The organism is Rugamonas apoptosis (genome assembly GCF_014042355.1).
Lineage (GTDB): Bacteria > Pseudomonadota > Gammaproteobacteria > Burkholderiales > Burkholderiaceae_D > Rugamonas > Rugamonas apoptosis.
Window position 1 is genome coordinate 344,663 of the sequence record NZ_JACEZU010000001.1, and the last position, 14,070, is coordinate 358,732.

At 60.1% G+C, this 14,070-nt stretch carries 15 protein-coding genes and 2 pseudogenes; 8 read left to right on the forward strand and 9 right to left on the reverse strand.

From position 1 onward, the window contains the following. Nucleotides 1-157 precede the first annotated feature (157 nt). On the forward strand, nt 158-1,093 hold the full coding sequence (locus H3H39_RS01495) for a hypothetical protein (RefSeq protein ID WP_182151488.1): 936 nt from the start codon (nt 158-160) through the stop codon (nt 1,091-1,093). Next, nucleotides 1,090-1,806, forward strand: coding sequence for a hypothetical protein (locus H3H39_RS01500; RefSeq protein WP_182151489.1), 717 nt, complete (start codon nt 1,090-1,092; stop codon nt 1,804-1,806). Before H3H39_RS01495 ends, H3H39_RS01500 begins: the two co-directional genes overlap by 4 nt. Nucleotides 1,807-1,879: 73 nt before the next feature. Here H3H39_RS01500 and H3H39_RS28480 read toward each other — a convergent pair. Next, nucleotides 1,880-2,005, reverse strand: a pseudogene (locus H3H39_RS28480) (recombinase family protein); the annotation flags it as partial. Nucleotides 2,006-2,291: 286 nt separating this feature from the next. Between H3H39_RS28480 and H3H39_RS01505 the strand changes: the two are divergent. Then, nucleotides 2,292-2,615 (forward strand): hypothetical protein, encoded by a 324-nt coding sequence (locus H3H39_RS01505; RefSeq protein WP_182151490.1) that lies wholly within the window; start codon nt 2,292-2,294, stop codon nt 2,613-2,615. A gap of 288 nt (nt 2,616-2,903) precedes the next feature. Here H3H39_RS01505 and H3H39_RS01510 read toward each other — a convergent pair whose 3' ends face one another. Continuing rightward, nucleotides 2,904-3,668, reverse strand: coding sequence for an ADP-ribosylglycohydrolase family protein (locus tag H3H39_RS01510; RefSeq protein WP_182151491.1), 765 nt, complete (start codon nt 3,666-3,668; stop codon nt 2,904-2,906). Between the two features lie 341 nt (nt 3,669-4,009). Between H3H39_RS01510 and H3H39_RS01515 the strand changes: the two are divergent. Beyond that, a pseudogene (locus H3H39_RS01515) lies at nt 4,010-4,341 on the forward strand (type II toxin-antitoxin system RelE/ParE family toxin). Further along, the gene (locus H3H39_RS01520) at nt 4,338-4,619 is read left to right on the forward strand and encodes a helix-turn-helix domain-containing protein (RefSeq protein ID WP_182151492.1); all 282 of its coding nucleotides are present in this window, start codon (nt 4,338-4,340) and stop codon (nt 4,617-4,619) included. Before H3H39_RS01515 ends, H3H39_RS01520 begins: the two are co-directional and overlap by 4 nt. 74 nt (nt 4,620-4,693) lie before the next feature. On the opposite strand, the gene H3H39_RS01525 is transcribed toward H3H39_RS01520, so the two are convergent. Then, nucleotides 4,694-7,018, reverse strand: coding sequence for a TonB-dependent receptor (locus H3H39_RS01525; protein WP_182151493.1), 2,325 nt, complete (start codon nt 7,016-7,018; stop codon nt 4,694-4,696). Between the two features lie 35 nt (nt 7,019-7,053). Between H3H39_RS01525 and H3H39_RS01530 the strand changes: the two genes are divergently transcribed. Genes H3H39_RS01530 through H3H39_RS01540 form a run of 3 tightly spaced genes read left to right on the forward strand, consistent with a single transcriptional unit; the run spans nt 7,054 to nt 8,439 of the window. Further along, nucleotides 7,054-7,386 (forward strand): hypothetical protein, encoded by a 333-nt coding sequence (locus H3H39_RS01530; RefSeq protein ID WP_182151494.1) that lies wholly within the window; start codon nt 7,054-7,056, stop codon nt 7,384-7,386. 53 nt (nt 7,387-7,439) lie between these two features. Further along, entirely contained in the window at nt 7,440-7,640 is a 201-nt protein-coding gene (locus tag H3H39_RS01535) for a hypothetical protein (protein ID WP_182151495.1), read from the forward strand. Nucleotides 7,641-7,680: 40 nt separating this feature from the next. Beyond that, nucleotides 7,681-8,439, forward strand: coding sequence for a GIN domain-containing protein (locus H3H39_RS01540; RefSeq protein ID WP_182151496.1), 759 nt, complete (start codon nt 7,681-7,683; stop codon nt 8,437-8,439). Between the two features lie 11 nt (nt 8,440-8,450). On the opposite strand, the gene H3H39_RS01545 is transcribed toward H3H39_RS01540, so the two are convergent. Genes H3H39_RS01545 through H3H39_RS01570 form a run of 6 tightly spaced genes read right to left on the reverse strand, consistent with a single transcriptional unit; the run spans nt 8,451 to nt 14,063 of the window. Next, the gene (locus H3H39_RS01545; RefSeq protein WP_182151497.1) at nt 8,451-9,200 is read right to left on the reverse strand and encodes a LytR C-terminal domain-containing protein; all 750 of its coding nucleotides are present in this window, start codon (nt 9,198-9,200) and stop codon (nt 8,451-8,453) included. Between the two features lie 15 nt (nt 9,201-9,215). Beyond that, nucleotides 9,216-10,157: a type II secretion system F family protein gene (locus tag H3H39_RS01550; protein ID WP_182151498.1), complete on the reverse strand. Its 942-nt coding sequence runs from the start codon at nt 10,155-10,157 to the stop codon at nt 9,216-9,218. Between the two features lie 11 nt (nt 10,158-10,168). Next, entirely contained in the window at nt 10,169-11,146 is a 978-nt protein-coding gene (locus H3H39_RS01555) for a type II secretion system F family protein (protein ID WP_182151499.1), read from the reverse strand. Between the two features lie 9 nt (nt 11,147-11,155). After that, entirely contained in the window at nt 11,156-12,502 is a 1,347-nt protein-coding gene (locus H3H39_RS01560) for a TadA family conjugal transfer-associated ATPase (protein WP_182151500.1), read from the reverse strand. A 25-nt stretch (nt 12,503-12,527) separates the two neighbouring features. Next, on the reverse strand, nt 12,528-13,700 hold the full coding sequence (locus H3H39_RS01565; RefSeq protein ID WP_182151501.1) for a CpaE/TadZ family protein: 1,173 nt from the start codon (nt 13,698-13,700) through the stop codon (nt 12,528-12,530). Nucleotides 13,701-13,757: 57 nt separating this feature from the next. Continuing rightward, nucleotides 13,758-14,063 (reverse strand): hypothetical protein, encoded by a 306-nt coding sequence (locus H3H39_RS01570; RefSeq protein ID WP_229217816.1) that lies wholly within the window; start codon nt 14,061-14,063, stop codon nt 13,758-13,760. Nucleotides 14,064-14,070 lie beyond the last annotated feature (7 nt).

Here is a 14,070-nt window from a genome sequence, read left to right on the forward strand (position 1 = left end):
TTGGTCGCAATCCTTTGTTGCATTTGCAGCCTGCGTATCCGCCATGTGGGCACTGTGTAGGCTTTTACACAACGTGTTATTTTATTGTTGGCCGTTGAAAAAATAGCGCACGTTAGCAGTTAGTGACATAATTGCCCCAAGACAAGTAAGGAAGCCCATGCAACAAGTTCTGCGAGCTGTACCTTCTGCACCGCTCAATTCCAATGCGTCAATTATTGCGTGCTTGGGTGAAGCTGCAGCTATCTACGCGCAGAATAAGCAGCGTGGAGGTGCCAGTGGGAAAAAAGGTACTCGTTATGAGGACTTCTTTATCGCACATAAGGTTGCAGAGATTGCGGCATCACATTTTGCAAATCCGGTGACTCACTGGCCTTTTTTAGGAGGACAGACACGTGGTTTTGTGGATGACGCAGTTCTTAGCAGCCCGCAAAAAACTGAGTATTATCAACTCAAGAACGTGGCAAATATCTCCTGGACCGCGGGTGACCATCCGATTTCTACTGATTTCCATTATCAATACACCTTAGCCACCCACGAGCGTCAGGTGGACCCGCGTACGACTTTAGTGATGTCGAGCACTGAGCAAGTTGCTGCCATGCAGGCATCTATGCCTGCTCAAATTTCGGCGCACTCATCCGCAGTCTATTTTCCGTATAGCGATTCTTTGAATCGCCTGGTGCTGGAAAATGAAGCATTGCATGGACCGCTAATTGCCCTCTCCAAGTCGAGTGCACCGACTAAGGATGAGTTGACCGGAGTTCTCGGCGTACTGATTATTGGCTGCATGAACAATCCAGAGGGTGCAAGCATTGACGCCATATTGCGGTCGGCAAATGGTTGCGTACCTAGTCTTCTCCGGGTTGAGGGTCTGATAGACGAGCCCGCCACACTACGTGCACAGTTTGTAAGCATTCTTGCTCAAATAGCAGGATTGACGTACGATGTTAGCAAGGGGTTTTTTAGCTGGTCGGGATTTGGGATGACCGGCGTATTGCCATTTAGTTGTCGAGACCCACAATTCGTTCAATTTCAAGAGAACGTTGAGCAAGTGGCTCCAACGACATTCGACGGCTTTGAGGAGCTTCTCCCATGAGAACTTTTACCGATTTTTCTAAAAAAGACCCCGTGGCTCAAAAGCTGGTGGATGAGCTTCATACTATCCAAAACAATCCACCTAAGTACCGCGATCAGATGCTGCAAATCGGTAGACATTTGGGGGCCGGCATTGTTTCCAAGCTAGAGAAGTCCGACACTTTAGATATTTGTGTTGTATGCACAGTTGAAGACGCCGACTTCCTTGGGCGCGGCTTAATAGAAGAGCTGGAAAAAGACGGTTTTGGAGAACGCGTACACTTTGTTTGCCTATGGAATGACAAAATCAGGCAAGATGGTGTTTCACTCTCTCCCATTGGTCGCCAGTATAAAGAAGATTTCAATACCAAAGATTCCATCTTTATTATGGTGAAGTCCATCATCTCGGGCGCTTGTGTAGTGAAGACAAACTTAACTCGCGTGGTTTCGTTTGCTCAACCTTCGCGAATCATTGTCGCATCGCCAGTTATGCTATTGGGCGCCGAGCAGCGCTTAGCTAAAGAATTTCCTTTGGACATTAGTTCCAAATTTGAGTACGTCCATTTCGTTACTGATACTGAAAAAGACAAGGATGGCGAGAACGTTCTCCCAGGCATTGGCGGTTCCTTATATGAGCTTTTAGGTCTAGGAAACCAGCACGAAAAGAACAGGTATGTTCCTGCCATTGTTAAAGAACGTCGGAAGAAATTCTATACTGAAGCTGCATCAGCATAGTCAGTGATTGCTGAAAAAGGCCAAAGCGTTGAAGCTGAGGCCTTTTTTTATTGCAGTTTTCATACTTCCTCAGTTACAAGAGCTTCACAACCCCTAGAATATTTACCCGCGAAACATCATACATACGAGCCAAAGCGCTGACGCTTTCGCCTGCGGCGTACTTAGCGACGATGGCGGCGCGCTGCTCGGCCGTAGTCTTCGATGGCCGGCCTAGCGTCTTTCATTTCCTCTCGGCTCAGTCGGTGGTAATTTTGCCTGTCCAACCATCGCGTACTACACGCCTGACAGAGAACAAAAACAGTGCAATCTGACGGAGCGTAATAAATAATGCTTCCTAACAACAGAATATTGAATTATCGAATACATTAAGTGCTTTTACATGGAGTCTCGAATGGAGCATGGCAATCGAAAATTCTTTACTATTTTGGTGGGCACATTATTAAATCGCTCCTATTATCCTCATGGTCCCAGGAGTAAACGACTCTATGCCAAATCGAATTGGTGTGGGGATGGGGATTTTCCAACTCGCGATTCTTGGCTCGCTTGCCAGCAACTATAAGTCATGGCAGGTCGGTTCATTCTGTTGTGGATTACTATTAATATTGCTTGGCGTGGCTTTTTTTGCGTTGGACGGAACACTACAGGCACTCGCCTCGACTGCGCCCTCGGTCGGCCATGTATCAAATAGGCAGATGAAATTTTGGACGGAGGGTGCAAGTATTTGGGTCAATATATTCCCAGCAATAAGTATTGCTATCGGCGTCAACCTGGTTTCATCGTTTATCAGCTCAGAAGCGCCTGACGATTGATCAACTTATGGGCAGCGCTAGCCTACCTTGAAGAACCCTCACGGGGCTTGCCGGCGTTCGTGGCATGTAGCTCAATACCCGTAAAAGCCGCATATCTCGCTACGATTTCAGCTGCAGCAATACATTCCTCACCAGAAGCGATTCGATGCATAGCAAACGATCCTTACAGGTAAATGGGGCGTAACCCAAGTTCGCTGTCGCCGGCCCCTTTTGAGACGTCAGCAATTGTGCAATGAAACATGCATGAGCTTCGATATGCACTGTGAAATGTTCGTCACAGCTATTCTGTCAGGCTATATATATAGCATCGATGATATTGAGCATATGTGCCGGAATGCGCGCGCGCAACTCGAACATATACTCTTCCGGAATCCCCCAAAGCATTTCAGCGATTGGGCCCGCGATTGCAGCCTGGGTATCGGAATCGCCACCTAACGCAACTACCTTACGCATGCAATCTTCGAATGATGTGGACTGCAGCGCACATGTAATCGCTTCGGGCACCGAAGGAATAGCTAGCTCAGAATGGAAGCACTCGCGCTGCACTACCTCGTAAGGTCGCGACAAATCGTAGCCATATGCATCTTCTAGCGCTACTCTGATCTGATTTTGCGTCGCGTGATTCTTTGCCATCCATATCGCGTGGGCGGTTGCCTTGGCAGCGTTCAGTCCGATGTGATGGTCATGAGTGCAGGCGGTGACCATGGTGGCCTTAGCTAACACATCATCTAGTGTGCTGCCTAACATGCCTGCTGCCGATACGCGCATCGCGCCACCGTTGCCGGCGCTCCCGTATGGCTCGTCGTCGGGGTTGTTTAACCATACCCAAAAAATTGCGCCATAACCGCCACGCTGCGGCTTAACCCGCTGGGCCCAAGCACGCATTGACGCGGCAGGATCGACGTTATGTAACAAAGAATCGGCGACGGCAACGGTCATGATCGTGTCGTCGGTGAATGCGCACTGTGCCGAAAACATCTCAAATCGATCGTGCTTGATTCGGTTGAACTCCCAGGGCGACCCTATAAGATCGCCAAGTAACGCTCCGTACATAAACAGCCTTGTGCAAGTCAGGGGAAGGTGACCGTAGACTAAATGCTGATTGAAAAAACGTCAACTACTGGTTACCAAAATCAATTGTAGAGTCAGGCTTGGTTGCAATGCGTGCACTGCCGGGTATGACACTCTTACAACAAGGGCAGCAGATCTATTTTTTGTTGGTATTTGTGTTGGTATTTATCGAATTTTTCTCAAATTTTCATAGTGTGATGTGATACCGGCAGTCGCACCAGAAATTATCAGTAAAAACAATGCCTTACGTGTCTTGCACGTGAGGCATTTTTTATTTGCGGATCATCATTGCATGCTTATACAAATTTTTGTATATTTGAAGTATGACCGATCCAAAGCCAGTAGCGTTTTGCGGCAGTTCTCTGGACGATTTGCGCGCGTTTCCGCTGGCAGCGAAGCGTGAGGCGGGCCATCAAATTGATCTAGTGCAAAATGGGAACGACCCTGACGATTGGAAACCCATGGGTATCATTGGCCCTGGCATCAAGGAAATACGAATTCGGGATGAGTCTGGCGAATTCCGGGTCGTCTATGTAGCGAAATTTGCCGACGCGATCTACGTGTTGCACTGAAGAAAACCGAACAGACCAGCAAACACGACATCGATTTGGCACGACAACGCTACCGAAATTTAAAGCAGGAGTTGGGAAAATGACCGAGCAACGTTTTGCAAGCGTCTGGGATGCCATTGAAGACACCACGGAGGAGGCGGAGAACATGAAAATCCGCTCTCAGTTGATGGTCCAGCTCAAGAGTTACATCACGCGCGCCGGCCTGAGCCAAGCCGATGCGGCCAAAGTCTTCGGTGTTACCCAGCCGCGCGTCTCGGATCTGATGCGTGGCAAGATCAATTTGTTCGCCATCGATGCGCTGGTGAACATGGCCGCTGCCGCCGGCCTGCGTGTCGAAATGCAATTGCTGGATGCGACCTGATATGTAATTGCCAGTTGGCAGAAAAAAGGCCGACCGCTTACGTGATCGGCCCCAAGCAAACTGGGAACTGAACGTCAGAACTTGCTCGACAAACTCATCCCAATGCTGCGCGGATTCACCCGGTAACCCTGCACAATCGACGCCACCTGCGGATGCTGGATCAGCGTATCCTCGTCCAGCGCATTTTTGACGAACACGGTGAGGCTGACGCGGTCAAAGCTGATCCCCGCGCTCAGGTCGACCGTGTGATAGGCCGGTCGCAGATAGTCAGTCTGGTCCGGATCGAGCGAGCCGTGGCTGGAACCCACCCACTGCATGCCCCCCATCACGAACGCGCCGCGCTCGCCCACGGCGAAGTTGTATTGCGCATTGACGGCCGCGTTGTACTTCGGCACGCCCTGGATAGGCGCGCCCTCATGCGCGCCCACGATGCCAGACTGCAGTCCGATATCGTTCGACAGTTCCGCCTTCACATAGCCGCCCGACGCGCTCAAGGTCAGGCCAGCCATCGGCTTGCCCTTGATCTCGAACTCGAAGCCCTTGCTGGTCGCATCGCCCGCGTTGGCGTTGTAGGTGTAGGCGCAGGTCGGCAGATACACACCCTGCTGGATATTCTTCCACTTCACGTAGAACAGGTCGGCGTTGACAGTCAGGCGGCCGCCCAAAAAGCGCGATTTGTTGCCAACCTCGTAACTCCACAGGCTGTCCGATGCGTAGGTGCCGGGGGCGGCCGAGATGCCATTAGCCGCCAGATCCTGGCCGCAGGTGGTGGGCGGTACGTAGACGTTGGAGCCGCCCAGGCGGAAGCCCTTGGCCACGCTGGTGTAGACCGTGTTGCTGGGATCGATCTCCCACGTCAGCGCGTATTTCGGCGTGAACGCCTTGGACGACTGTTCGCCGCCGCCGTTGCTGCCTGCGCCGGCCAGATAGTTGCCGTTGAGCTGGGACAGGGTCGAGATGGCTTTCAGGTAGCGCGCGCCCACAGTGGCGTGCACGGCCGGCGTGAAGTAGTAATTGGCCTCGCCAAACACCGAGCCCTGTCGTTCGCGATAGTGGAAGTTGCCGGAGAATGAGTTATCGTTCGGGAAGTCGTTCGGGAACGCGCCGGGCAAGACGTCCGGGTCCGACGTGCTCAGGCCGAACTGCTGGAATAACGCGTTGACGCCGAAGATAGGGTCATTCTCGGTGACGTTGGTGTGCTGGTTGGCGTAATAGGCGCCGGCCAGCCAGGTCCACGGCGACACGGCCGCGTCATATGGCTTGGAGGCCAACCGCACTTCCTGCGCGATCTGGCGCACCTGATTGTTCAGGTACACGGCCGACGGCAGCGCCGCCACGCCATCGATCAACTCCTGCGGCGCGGTGCCGCCATCGGCCACCGAGGTCAGGAAGGTCGACAGCGAATAACTGTTGTAGGCCGAACCGTTCTGCGTGCGGTCGAACTTGCGCTGGAAATAGCTGGTGCTGGCCGTGAGGTCGGCCGCGCCCATATCCCAGTTGACGGTCACGCTGGGCGCGAACAGGACGTCATTGGACGGCTCGCGCACCTGCTTTTGCGCCTGATAGCGCGGCAACTCCAGGTTGAAGGCGGCGATATCCTTGGCATTGACTCTCTGATAGTAGACCGAAGGCGACACGGTGAGATCGCGGCTCGGCATCCACTTGAGCGCCACGCGCAATTCCTGGTCGTCGATCTTGTTGATGTTGTTGGCCAGCGTATTGCCGGCGCCGTCGACCTGGTTGATGAAGCCGCCCGTGTGCTGCACCTGGGCGCCGATGCGCAGCGCCAGTTCATCCTTCACCAGCGGGAAGTTGCCGACGATGTTGGCTGCGTAATTCATGCTGCCACCCTTGGTGCTGGACGCTTCCGTGTAGGTGGTGAATTCGCGTTCCTTCAAATCCGGTTCGTTGGGTACGAACTTGATGGTGCCGCCCATGGAGCCGGCGCCGTACAGCGTGGCCTGTGGACCGCGCAGCACTTCCACCCGGTCCAGGTCGAAGAACTTGGGTTCGATGTTGCCCATGGTGTAGACGTTACCCACCGTGACCGGCACTTCGCCCAAATAGATGCCCACCGTGGCCGCGCCGGCCGCCGAGCTGATGCCGCGGATTTCGATATTCGACGTGCCCGGTCCGGCCCCGCCGTTGCCGGTGGCGGCCGTGAAGGAGACGTTGGGCACCACGCGGGTCAGGTCGGTGATGTCGGTGACGTGTTCGTTCTGCAGTTGGGCGCCGGTGACGGCGCTGATGCTCATCGCCACCTTGCTGGGATCTTCCTTGCGCTTTTGGGCGGTGACTTTGACGACTTCGATCTGGTCGGACTGTACGTTTTGCGACCAGGCCGGCGCGGCCAGGGTGGCCGCCACGGCGACGACGAGGACTTTTCTGCGTATTTTCATGCGAAATCTTTCCAAGAGTGGCAAGGTTGCTCTATATGAATACATCTGCGCTCCCGCATGGTGCACGATTCAGTGCAAGAAAGGCAAAAAAATGCCAGCAAGTGTGGCGTTTTTTCATCTTTTCCATCGAGATCACCTTGCTTGCAACACAAGCAAAAAACCTGCCACGGCGTTTGCCGGGACAGCGCGATGCAGCACAGCACGAACACGCCATAACCGGCCGACCATCTGATCGACATGTGGCGGATGGCGAGCACCGTCCCCGCGGCCAAACGGCACCACGCTTCCCGCTTGCCATCGGCATTCTGGCCCGCAAAAAACGCAGTTCGTCGCATCCCGGTGGTGGCATGGACCGGCCCTGCCTATAGTTCACTCATCGCAGCACACATTCAAACGCAGCACCAACCCAAGGAGCCTCAAAATGAACATCGCCAAAAACATGGAAGCCATCTTCATCATCGCCACCGTGCTGATCGCCGGCACCAGCCTGGCTACCGCCGCCGTCCCCGCGCACCACGCGGCAGCGCACGCCGTGGCCAAGGTCGACAGCGCCCCCATGCAAGTGGTGACCATCAGCGCCAAGCGCCTGACGGCCGAACAGAAAGCAGCGCTGGGCAACTAAGCGCACGCCATCTCCACATCACGACGACGGGAGCATCAACATGAAACGAATCTTGCGTGCGGCATTGCTGGCCACGGCACTGTGCAGCGGAGCCCATACCGCGCTGGCCGCTGAGGTGGCCAGCGAGCAGCGCGCGGTCGATGCGCGCACCGTCAACATCAACCTCGATGGCGTGATCAATCTGCACGTGAAACAGGGGCCGGCTGCGCTCACCATCTACGGCGACCCGCGCTATTTGCCCAAGGTGGTGGTGGAACAGCATGGCGACAGCCTGCACATCGGTACCGAGCTGCGCGGCGTGCGCATCGGCAAGACGGAACTGCGCGCGGAACTGACCCTGCCCAACCTGCATGAACTGGTATCGAGCGGCGTGGGCGCCGCCGAGATCACCGGCTTCAGCGGCGATACACTGCGCCTGGCGCTCGATGGCGCGGGCGCCGTCAACGCCAAGTCGCAGTACCGCAATGTGACCGTCAAGCTGGGCGGCGCGGGCAGCATCAACCTCGACGCGGGCAGCAGCGACAATATGGACCTGAACCTGCGCGGTGCGGGCAGCATGCATGTCCACGGCCAGGCCAAGAAGCTGCACGCCAGCTTGAGCGGCGTGGGCAGTCTCGACGCGCGCCAGCTGGAGGCCAACAGCGTCGATGTCAGCCTGACAGGTCTTGGCAGCGCGCGTGTGTTCGCCAAGGATAGCGCCAACATGAATTTGACGGGACTGGGTTCAGCCACCGTCTACGGCAATCCGGCCAACCGCCAGGCCAGCGCGCGCGGCATGGGCAGCCTGCACTGGGAATAAGCCGCTGCGTCCTACTTCAAGTAGCGCTGCCGCAGCACGGCGGCACTGAGCATATCCCGCCCCAGCACGATGCGCACTTCCGCGCGCTGCGGGCCCTCGAGGGGCGCCGATGCCGTCATGCCCAGCCGGGCCGCCAGCGCCTGGGCCGCCGCCTGCTGATCCACCTGGTATTCAATCCGGCTCACGGGCACCGCGTAAGGCCGCACATTCGTCAGCCGTACCACCTTCACGTCGTCGCCGCGCATGGTACGCGCCAGCGCCGCCGCCATGCCGGTCACGCCATTGCCGTTGCTGATCTCCAGCCGCACGGGAAGGTTGCCTTCCGCCAGCGCTGGCGATGCTGGTGACGGCGAGGCGGGCGGTGCGCCCGCCACCACGCGCCGCAATTGCACCATCGCACCGCCAATGGCGACCACTTCGGTGCGCGGCGTGCGGGCAGCCGCCGGCGCCGCGCTCTCTCCGGCCAGCAGCGCATAGTCGCTCGCTGCGTCATGGGCCCGCAACGACTGCGCCTGCCTGCGCATCAACGCCGCCCGTGCTCCTTGCCCCTGCCGCTCCAGCGCTTGCGCCAGGTGTTCCCAATGGCCAGGGTTCAAGGGATCGCGCAGGCAAGCCTGTTCCAGTGCGGTGACCAGCTGCTCGCCTTCGTCGGCCAGCGGATAGGCCGCTGGCGCGGGCGGCGGCGCCACACCAACGCTGCCACAGGCCAGCAGCGCCGTGCCGGCACAGGTGGCGCTCAACAAACGGATTACGGCTCGCATGCTCGACTCCCTCGATTAAGATGTACTCGACAGCGTAGGCAGCAGCACGCGCGCGATCTGCATGGCGGCGGGCCCCAACAACACCAGCATCAAGGTGGGAAAGATGCAGAAGATTAGCGGAAACAGCAGCTTGAGCCCGATCTTGGCCGCCGCCTCCTCGGCCGCCAGGCTGCGCTTGTGGCGCAGGTTGTCCGAATGCACTCGCAGCGAGTCGCCCATGCTGGTGCCGAAGCGCTCGGACTGGATCAGCATCGCCACCAGCGTGTCGACATCCTCCACCCCGCTGCGCAGGGCCAGGTTGCGCAGCGCCTTTTCCTTGCTGAAGCCGGCCCGCATCTCCATCAAGACCAACTGCAGCTCCTGGGCCAGGGACACGCTCTTGATATGAATTTCGCCGGCCACCTTGGCCAGCGCCCGTTCCAGGCTCAAGCCCGCTTCCACGCACACGGTGAGCAGGTCCAGGCCATCCGGGAAGTTCTCGAAGATCTCGCGCTGGCGGCGCGCGGCGGCCCGCGCCAGCACCACGCTCGGGCTGTAGTAGCCCAGGCTCGCGCCCGACAGCAGCATCAACAGAAAGCCGTTGTGCGGCACGCTATCGAGCGCGGCCGCACCCAGCACGGCCATCAGCGTCGGCACGCCCAGCGCCAGCACTGTCTTGGCGCCGAAATACAGGGTGGGCGCGTTGGCGTTGCGCCAGCCCGCGTTCATGAAGCGCGTGCGCAGCGGATTCTTTTCCCAGCCCTCCTCCGGCAACGACAACTTCATGAACGGCAGCGCCACTTTGGCGACCCGCTCGATCCAGCCATGGTCGTCCTGCACCTCGACTGGCGGCGGTGCGATGAAACTGCCCAGCCGCTGGCGCAACGGCACCGACGAAAACATCAGCACGGCCAGCAGCACCAACGCCACCACCACCGCGAATACGATCACCAGAAACAGTATCTGCCCGCCGTCCATGTCGCTCTCCTTCACACCCGTATGTGGATCAGGCTGCGCATCCAGAACACGCCCAGCATGCTGACGCCACCGGCCCACCACATCAGCCGCACCCCCGTCGGATCGTGCCACAGGGGCCGCACATACTCCGGGTTCAACAGCGTCATCACCAGCAGCACACCGATCGGCAACAGGCCCAGGATCCAGGCCGACAGCCTGCCTTCGGCCGACATCACGCGCACCTGGCCCAGCAGCTTGAGGCGGGCCCGAATCAGGCGGCTGATGCTGCCCAGGATCTCGGCCAGGTTGCCGCCCGATTCGCGCTGGATCAGCACTGCGATCACCAGGTAACGCAAGTCCGTCAGCGGCACCCGCGTGGCCAGGTTGTGCAACGCTTCGTTCATCGGTACGCCGTAATTGATTTCCCGGTGGGCGAAACGGAATTCCGCGGCGATCGGGTCGGGCATCTCATCACCGGCCATCTGCAGCACGTTGGCGAACGAATGACCGGCGCGCAGCGCGCGGCCGAGGAAGTCGGCCGCTTCCGGCAACTGCTGTTCGATCTTCTTCAGCCGTGCCGCGCGGGCGCGCAGCGCCAGGCCACCCGGCAGCAGCAGTCCCGCCGCCAGCGCCACCAGCATGGCCGGCAGCGGCAAGTCCCAGAACAGCGGCAGCACCATCCCGGCCAGCGAAGTCGAGGCCGTCCCGCCCAGGAACTGCGCCACGCTCCACGACAGGCCGGCCTGCGACAGCAGCCGGTCCAGCGCCGCCAGTTGCGGCACGCGCCGCAGCAGCCGCTCCAGCGCCGGCGCCTTGGCGTAGCGGCGCTGTTTGAGGATGCTGAGCTGTTGCGCGTTGCCGGCCGCGCCGCCCGCCATCAGCCGCAGCCGCTGGGCGATGCGGCGCGCGCCGCCGCCATGGCTGCCGGACCACCACAGCCAGCTGCCTTCGATCGCCAGGATCACGGCGGCGAACAGCAACACCGCGAAGCCGGTCATGAACATGTCCATCGCCGTCTCCTATTCAAACACCCGGTCCGGATCGAACACGGCGTCCGCCACCGGCACCCCGAACATGCGCAACCGGTCCGCGAAGCGCGGCCGCACGCCGGTCGCATAGAACTGCCCCAGCACCTTGCCCGTCGCGTCGACCCCGGTCTGCTCGAAGTGGAAGATCTCGTGCATGGCCACCACCTCGCCCTCCATGCCGGTGATCTCCTGCAGGCTGACCAGCTTGCGGGTGCCGTCCGTCAGGCGCGACACCTGCAGCACCACCGTCACGGCCGAGCAGATCTGCTGGCGCACGGCGCGCGGCGTCAGGTGCACGCCGGCCATGCCCACCATATTCTCCAGCCGCGACAGGGCGTCGCGCGGGGTGTTGGAGTGGATCGTCGCCAGCGAGCCTTCGTGGCCCGTATTCATCGCTTGCAGCATGTCGAGCGCCTCCCCGCCGCGCACCTCACCCAGGATGATGCGGTCGGGCCGCATGCGCAGCGCGTTGCGCACCAGCGAGCGCTGGTTGACCTCGCCCTTGCCTTCGATGTTGGGCGGCCGCGTTTCCAGCCGCACCACGTGGGGCTGGCGCAGTTGCAGCTCGGCCGCATCCTCGATGGTGACGATGCGCTCGCTGGCCGGAATGAAGCCCGACAGCACGTTGAGCAAGGTGGTCTTGCCGCTGCCCGTGCCGCCCGAAATCAGGATGTTGACCTTGGCCTGGCCCAGCGCCTGCAGCACCTGCACCATGGGCGGCGTCAGGCTTTTGTATTCGAGCAGGCGCAGCACGGTGAGCGGATTGGCGGCGAAGCGGCGGATCGACAGGATCGGGCCATCCACGGCCAGCGGCGGAATGATGGCGTTCACGCGCGAGCCATCCGGCAGCCGCGCGTCCACCATGGGGCTCGATTCGTCCACCCGCCGCCCCACGCGCGAGACGATCTTCTCGATGATCTTCATCAGGTGGGTGTTGTCGTGGAAGCTCACCTCGGTCAGCTCCAGCCGTCCGGCGCGCTCCACGTACACCTTGTCGCACGTGTTGACGAGGATGTCGGACACGCCGGGATCGGCCAGCAACGGTTCCAGCGGCCCGAAACCGAGCATCTCGTGCTGGATGTCGAGCACCAGGCTGTGGCGCTCATTCTGGTTGAGCGCGATGCGTTCATCCTCGATGATGCGCTGGACCAGCAGCGCCAGCTCGTGCTTGAACTGCTCCGGCGTGAGCCGCTTGAGGCGCTCCAGGTCGATGCGGTCCAGGATGGTCTGGTGCATGCGCTTTTTCAGTTCCAGGTAAGCGCTGGCGGCCAGCGCCGGCGGGCCGCCGTGGTTGGCCCTGGGCTCGTCGGCCATGGCCAGGCGTTCGCGTAGACTCATGTCGCTCTCCTTCCGGTGATGTGCCCTACTCCGCCTCGCTGCGCCCGAACAGGCGGTCGAACAGCCCCTTGCTTTCGGAAATACGGCGCGCCGTGACCAGTTCCACCAGGTCGGCCAGGCTGCGCGCCACGGCGCTGCTGCGCGACAGCTGCAGCACGGGGATGCCCTGGTTGACGGAATCGGTGGCCGAGATGTAATCGTTGGGCACCGCGTGCACCACTTCCGCCCCCAGCGCGTGTTCCAGGTCGGCCAGCCGCAGCTTGCCGCCCTTCTCGTAGCGGTTGACGATCAGGCGGGTGCGCTCGGCCGGGTAGCCGAGCGAGCGGAAGATGTCGAGCAGGCGGCGGCCATCGCGGATATCGGGCAGCGCCAGTTGCAGCACCGGGTAGATGGCATCGGCCTGGTCCAGCGCGCGCAGCGAGATGGCGTCGATCTGGCGTCCCACGTCGAGCACGATGAAGTCGTAATGCTGGCGCGCCACGCGCAGGATGGTGTCCATGTGTTCCGGCTTCATGTCGACCAGGTGATTGGGATCGTCGGCCGCCGCCAGCACGCCGAAGTTGGAGGCCACATGCACCAGGCAGGAATCGAGGAAGGCGCCGTCCATGCGCGCGATCTGGGCGCAGATATCGGACAGCGTCATGCTCGGCTTCTGGTCCGATACATACAGCGTAGCGTCGCCGAACTGGCCGTGCAAGTCGATCAGCAGCACCTTGCGTTCGGCCAGCGCCGCCAGCGCATAGCCGAAATTGGTGGACAGGAAGGTGGCGCCGCTGCCGCCCTTGCAGGAGATGAAGGCCAGCACTTTGCCGTCGCGCATATGGCTGACGCCGGCCGCCACTTCGATCCGGTCCATCGTCTCATGGAACGCGCGGTGCACCAGCGGCAGTTGCAGCACCTCGCGCATGCCGGCCCGCATGGCGCGGATCAGCAAGTCCTGCTGGGCCTCGCGGGTGAGGAGGAGGAACGAAGCCGACGGATAATGCTTGCTCAGCCGTTCGACCAGCTCCGCCTCGCCGGGCGCCACTTCGCTGGCATCGAAAATCACCAGCTCGGGCGGCGCCGGCATCAACCGTTCCACCGCGTCGCGCAAGCCATTGCGGGACGCCACCAGCTGCACGGGCGGCATGCGGGCCGACCCCTGGGCGGCGATTTCCGCATGCAGCAGACTGTCGCGGCTAATCATCAGCGCTTTCATTCCGGTTCCTTCACATCGTCGTTGGGATGCCCGCCCGCGCCAGGGCGGGCAGGTACGTCATTGGCCGCCGCTCACGCCGATGGTGAAACTGGCTGGCTGCGGCTTGGGCTCGGCGAACGATTTTTGATAGCGCGCATGGGCCGCATTGGCGGCGCGCCCATCCATGCCGGCCACCGGGTCGGCGTTGCGCGCCGCCTCCGGATGCAGCACCTGCTGCGCCAGCGTGGCGCGCGCGGCTTGGCCGAAGCGCTGGTCCCAATCGGGCGTGGTGGCGGCGCAGGCCGACAGCAAACTGACGCCCAACCAGACGGCCAGGCACCTGGCCAGCCGTGCGCCGGCGCGGGATGAGATAGCGGGGAACATGGGCCAG

Excerpts from the sequence above, each read along its gene's own strand:
- H3H39_RS01520 (WP_182151492.1), top strand. The coding sequence starts at position 4,338 with ATGACCGAGCAACGTTTTGCAAGCGTCTGGGATGCCATTGAAGACACC.
- H3H39_RS01505 (WP_182151490.1), top strand. The coding sequence starts at position 2,292 with ATGCCAAATCGAATTGGTGTGGGGATGGGGATTTTCCAACTCGCGATT.
- H3H39_RS01555 (WP_182151499.1), bottom strand. The coding sequence starts at position 11,146 with ATGGACATGTTCATGACCGGCTTCGCGGTGTTGCTGTTCGCCGCCGTG.
- H3H39_RS01525 (WP_182151493.1), bottom strand. The coding sequence starts at position 7,018 with ATGAAAATACGCAGAAAAGTCCTCGTCGTCGCCGTGGCGGCCACCCTG.
- H3H39_RS01545 (WP_182151497.1), bottom strand. The coding sequence starts at position 9,200 with ATGCGAGCCGTAATCCGTTTGTTGAGCGCCACCTGTGCCGGCACGGCG.
- H3H39_RS01495 (WP_182151488.1), top strand. The coding sequence starts at position 158 with ATGCAACAAGTTCTGCGAGCTGTACCTTCTGCACCGCTCAATTCCAAT.
- H3H39_RS01540 (WP_182151496.1), top strand. The coding sequence starts at position 7,681 with ATGAAACGAATCTTGCGTGCGGCATTGCTGGCCACGGCACTGTGCAGC.
- H3H39_RS01550 (WP_182151498.1), bottom strand. The coding sequence starts at position 10,157 with ATGGACGGCGGGCAGATACTGTTTCTGGTGATCGTATTCGCGGTGGTG.
- H3H39_RS01510 (WP_182151491.1), bottom strand. The coding sequence starts at position 3,668 with ATGTACGGAGCGTTACTTGGCGATCTTATAGGGTCGCCCTGGGAGTTC.
- H3H39_RS01560 (WP_182151500.1), bottom strand. The coding sequence starts at position 12,502 with ATGAGTCTACGCGAACGCCTGGCCATGGCCGACGAGCCCAGGGCCAAC.
- H3H39_RS01535 (WP_182151495.1), top strand. The coding sequence starts at position 7,440 with ATGAACATCGCCAAAAACATGGAAGCCATCTTCATCATCGCCACCGTG.
- H3H39_RS01530 (WP_182151494.1), top strand. The coding sequence starts at position 7,054 with ATGAATACATCTGCGCTCCCGCATGGTGCACGATTCAGTGCAAGAAAG.
- H3H39_RS01565 (WP_182151501.1), bottom strand. The coding sequence starts at position 13,700 with ATGAAAGCGCTGATGATTAGCCGCGACAGTCTGCTGCATGCGGAAATC.
- H3H39_RS01570 (WP_229217816.1), bottom strand. The coding sequence starts at position 14,063 with ATGTTCCCCGCTATCTCATCCCGCGCCGGCGCACGGCTGGCCAGGTGC.
- H3H39_RS01500 (WP_182151489.1), top strand. The coding sequence starts at position 1,090 with ATGAGAACTTTTACCGATTTTTCTAAAAAAGACCCCGTGGCTCAAAAG.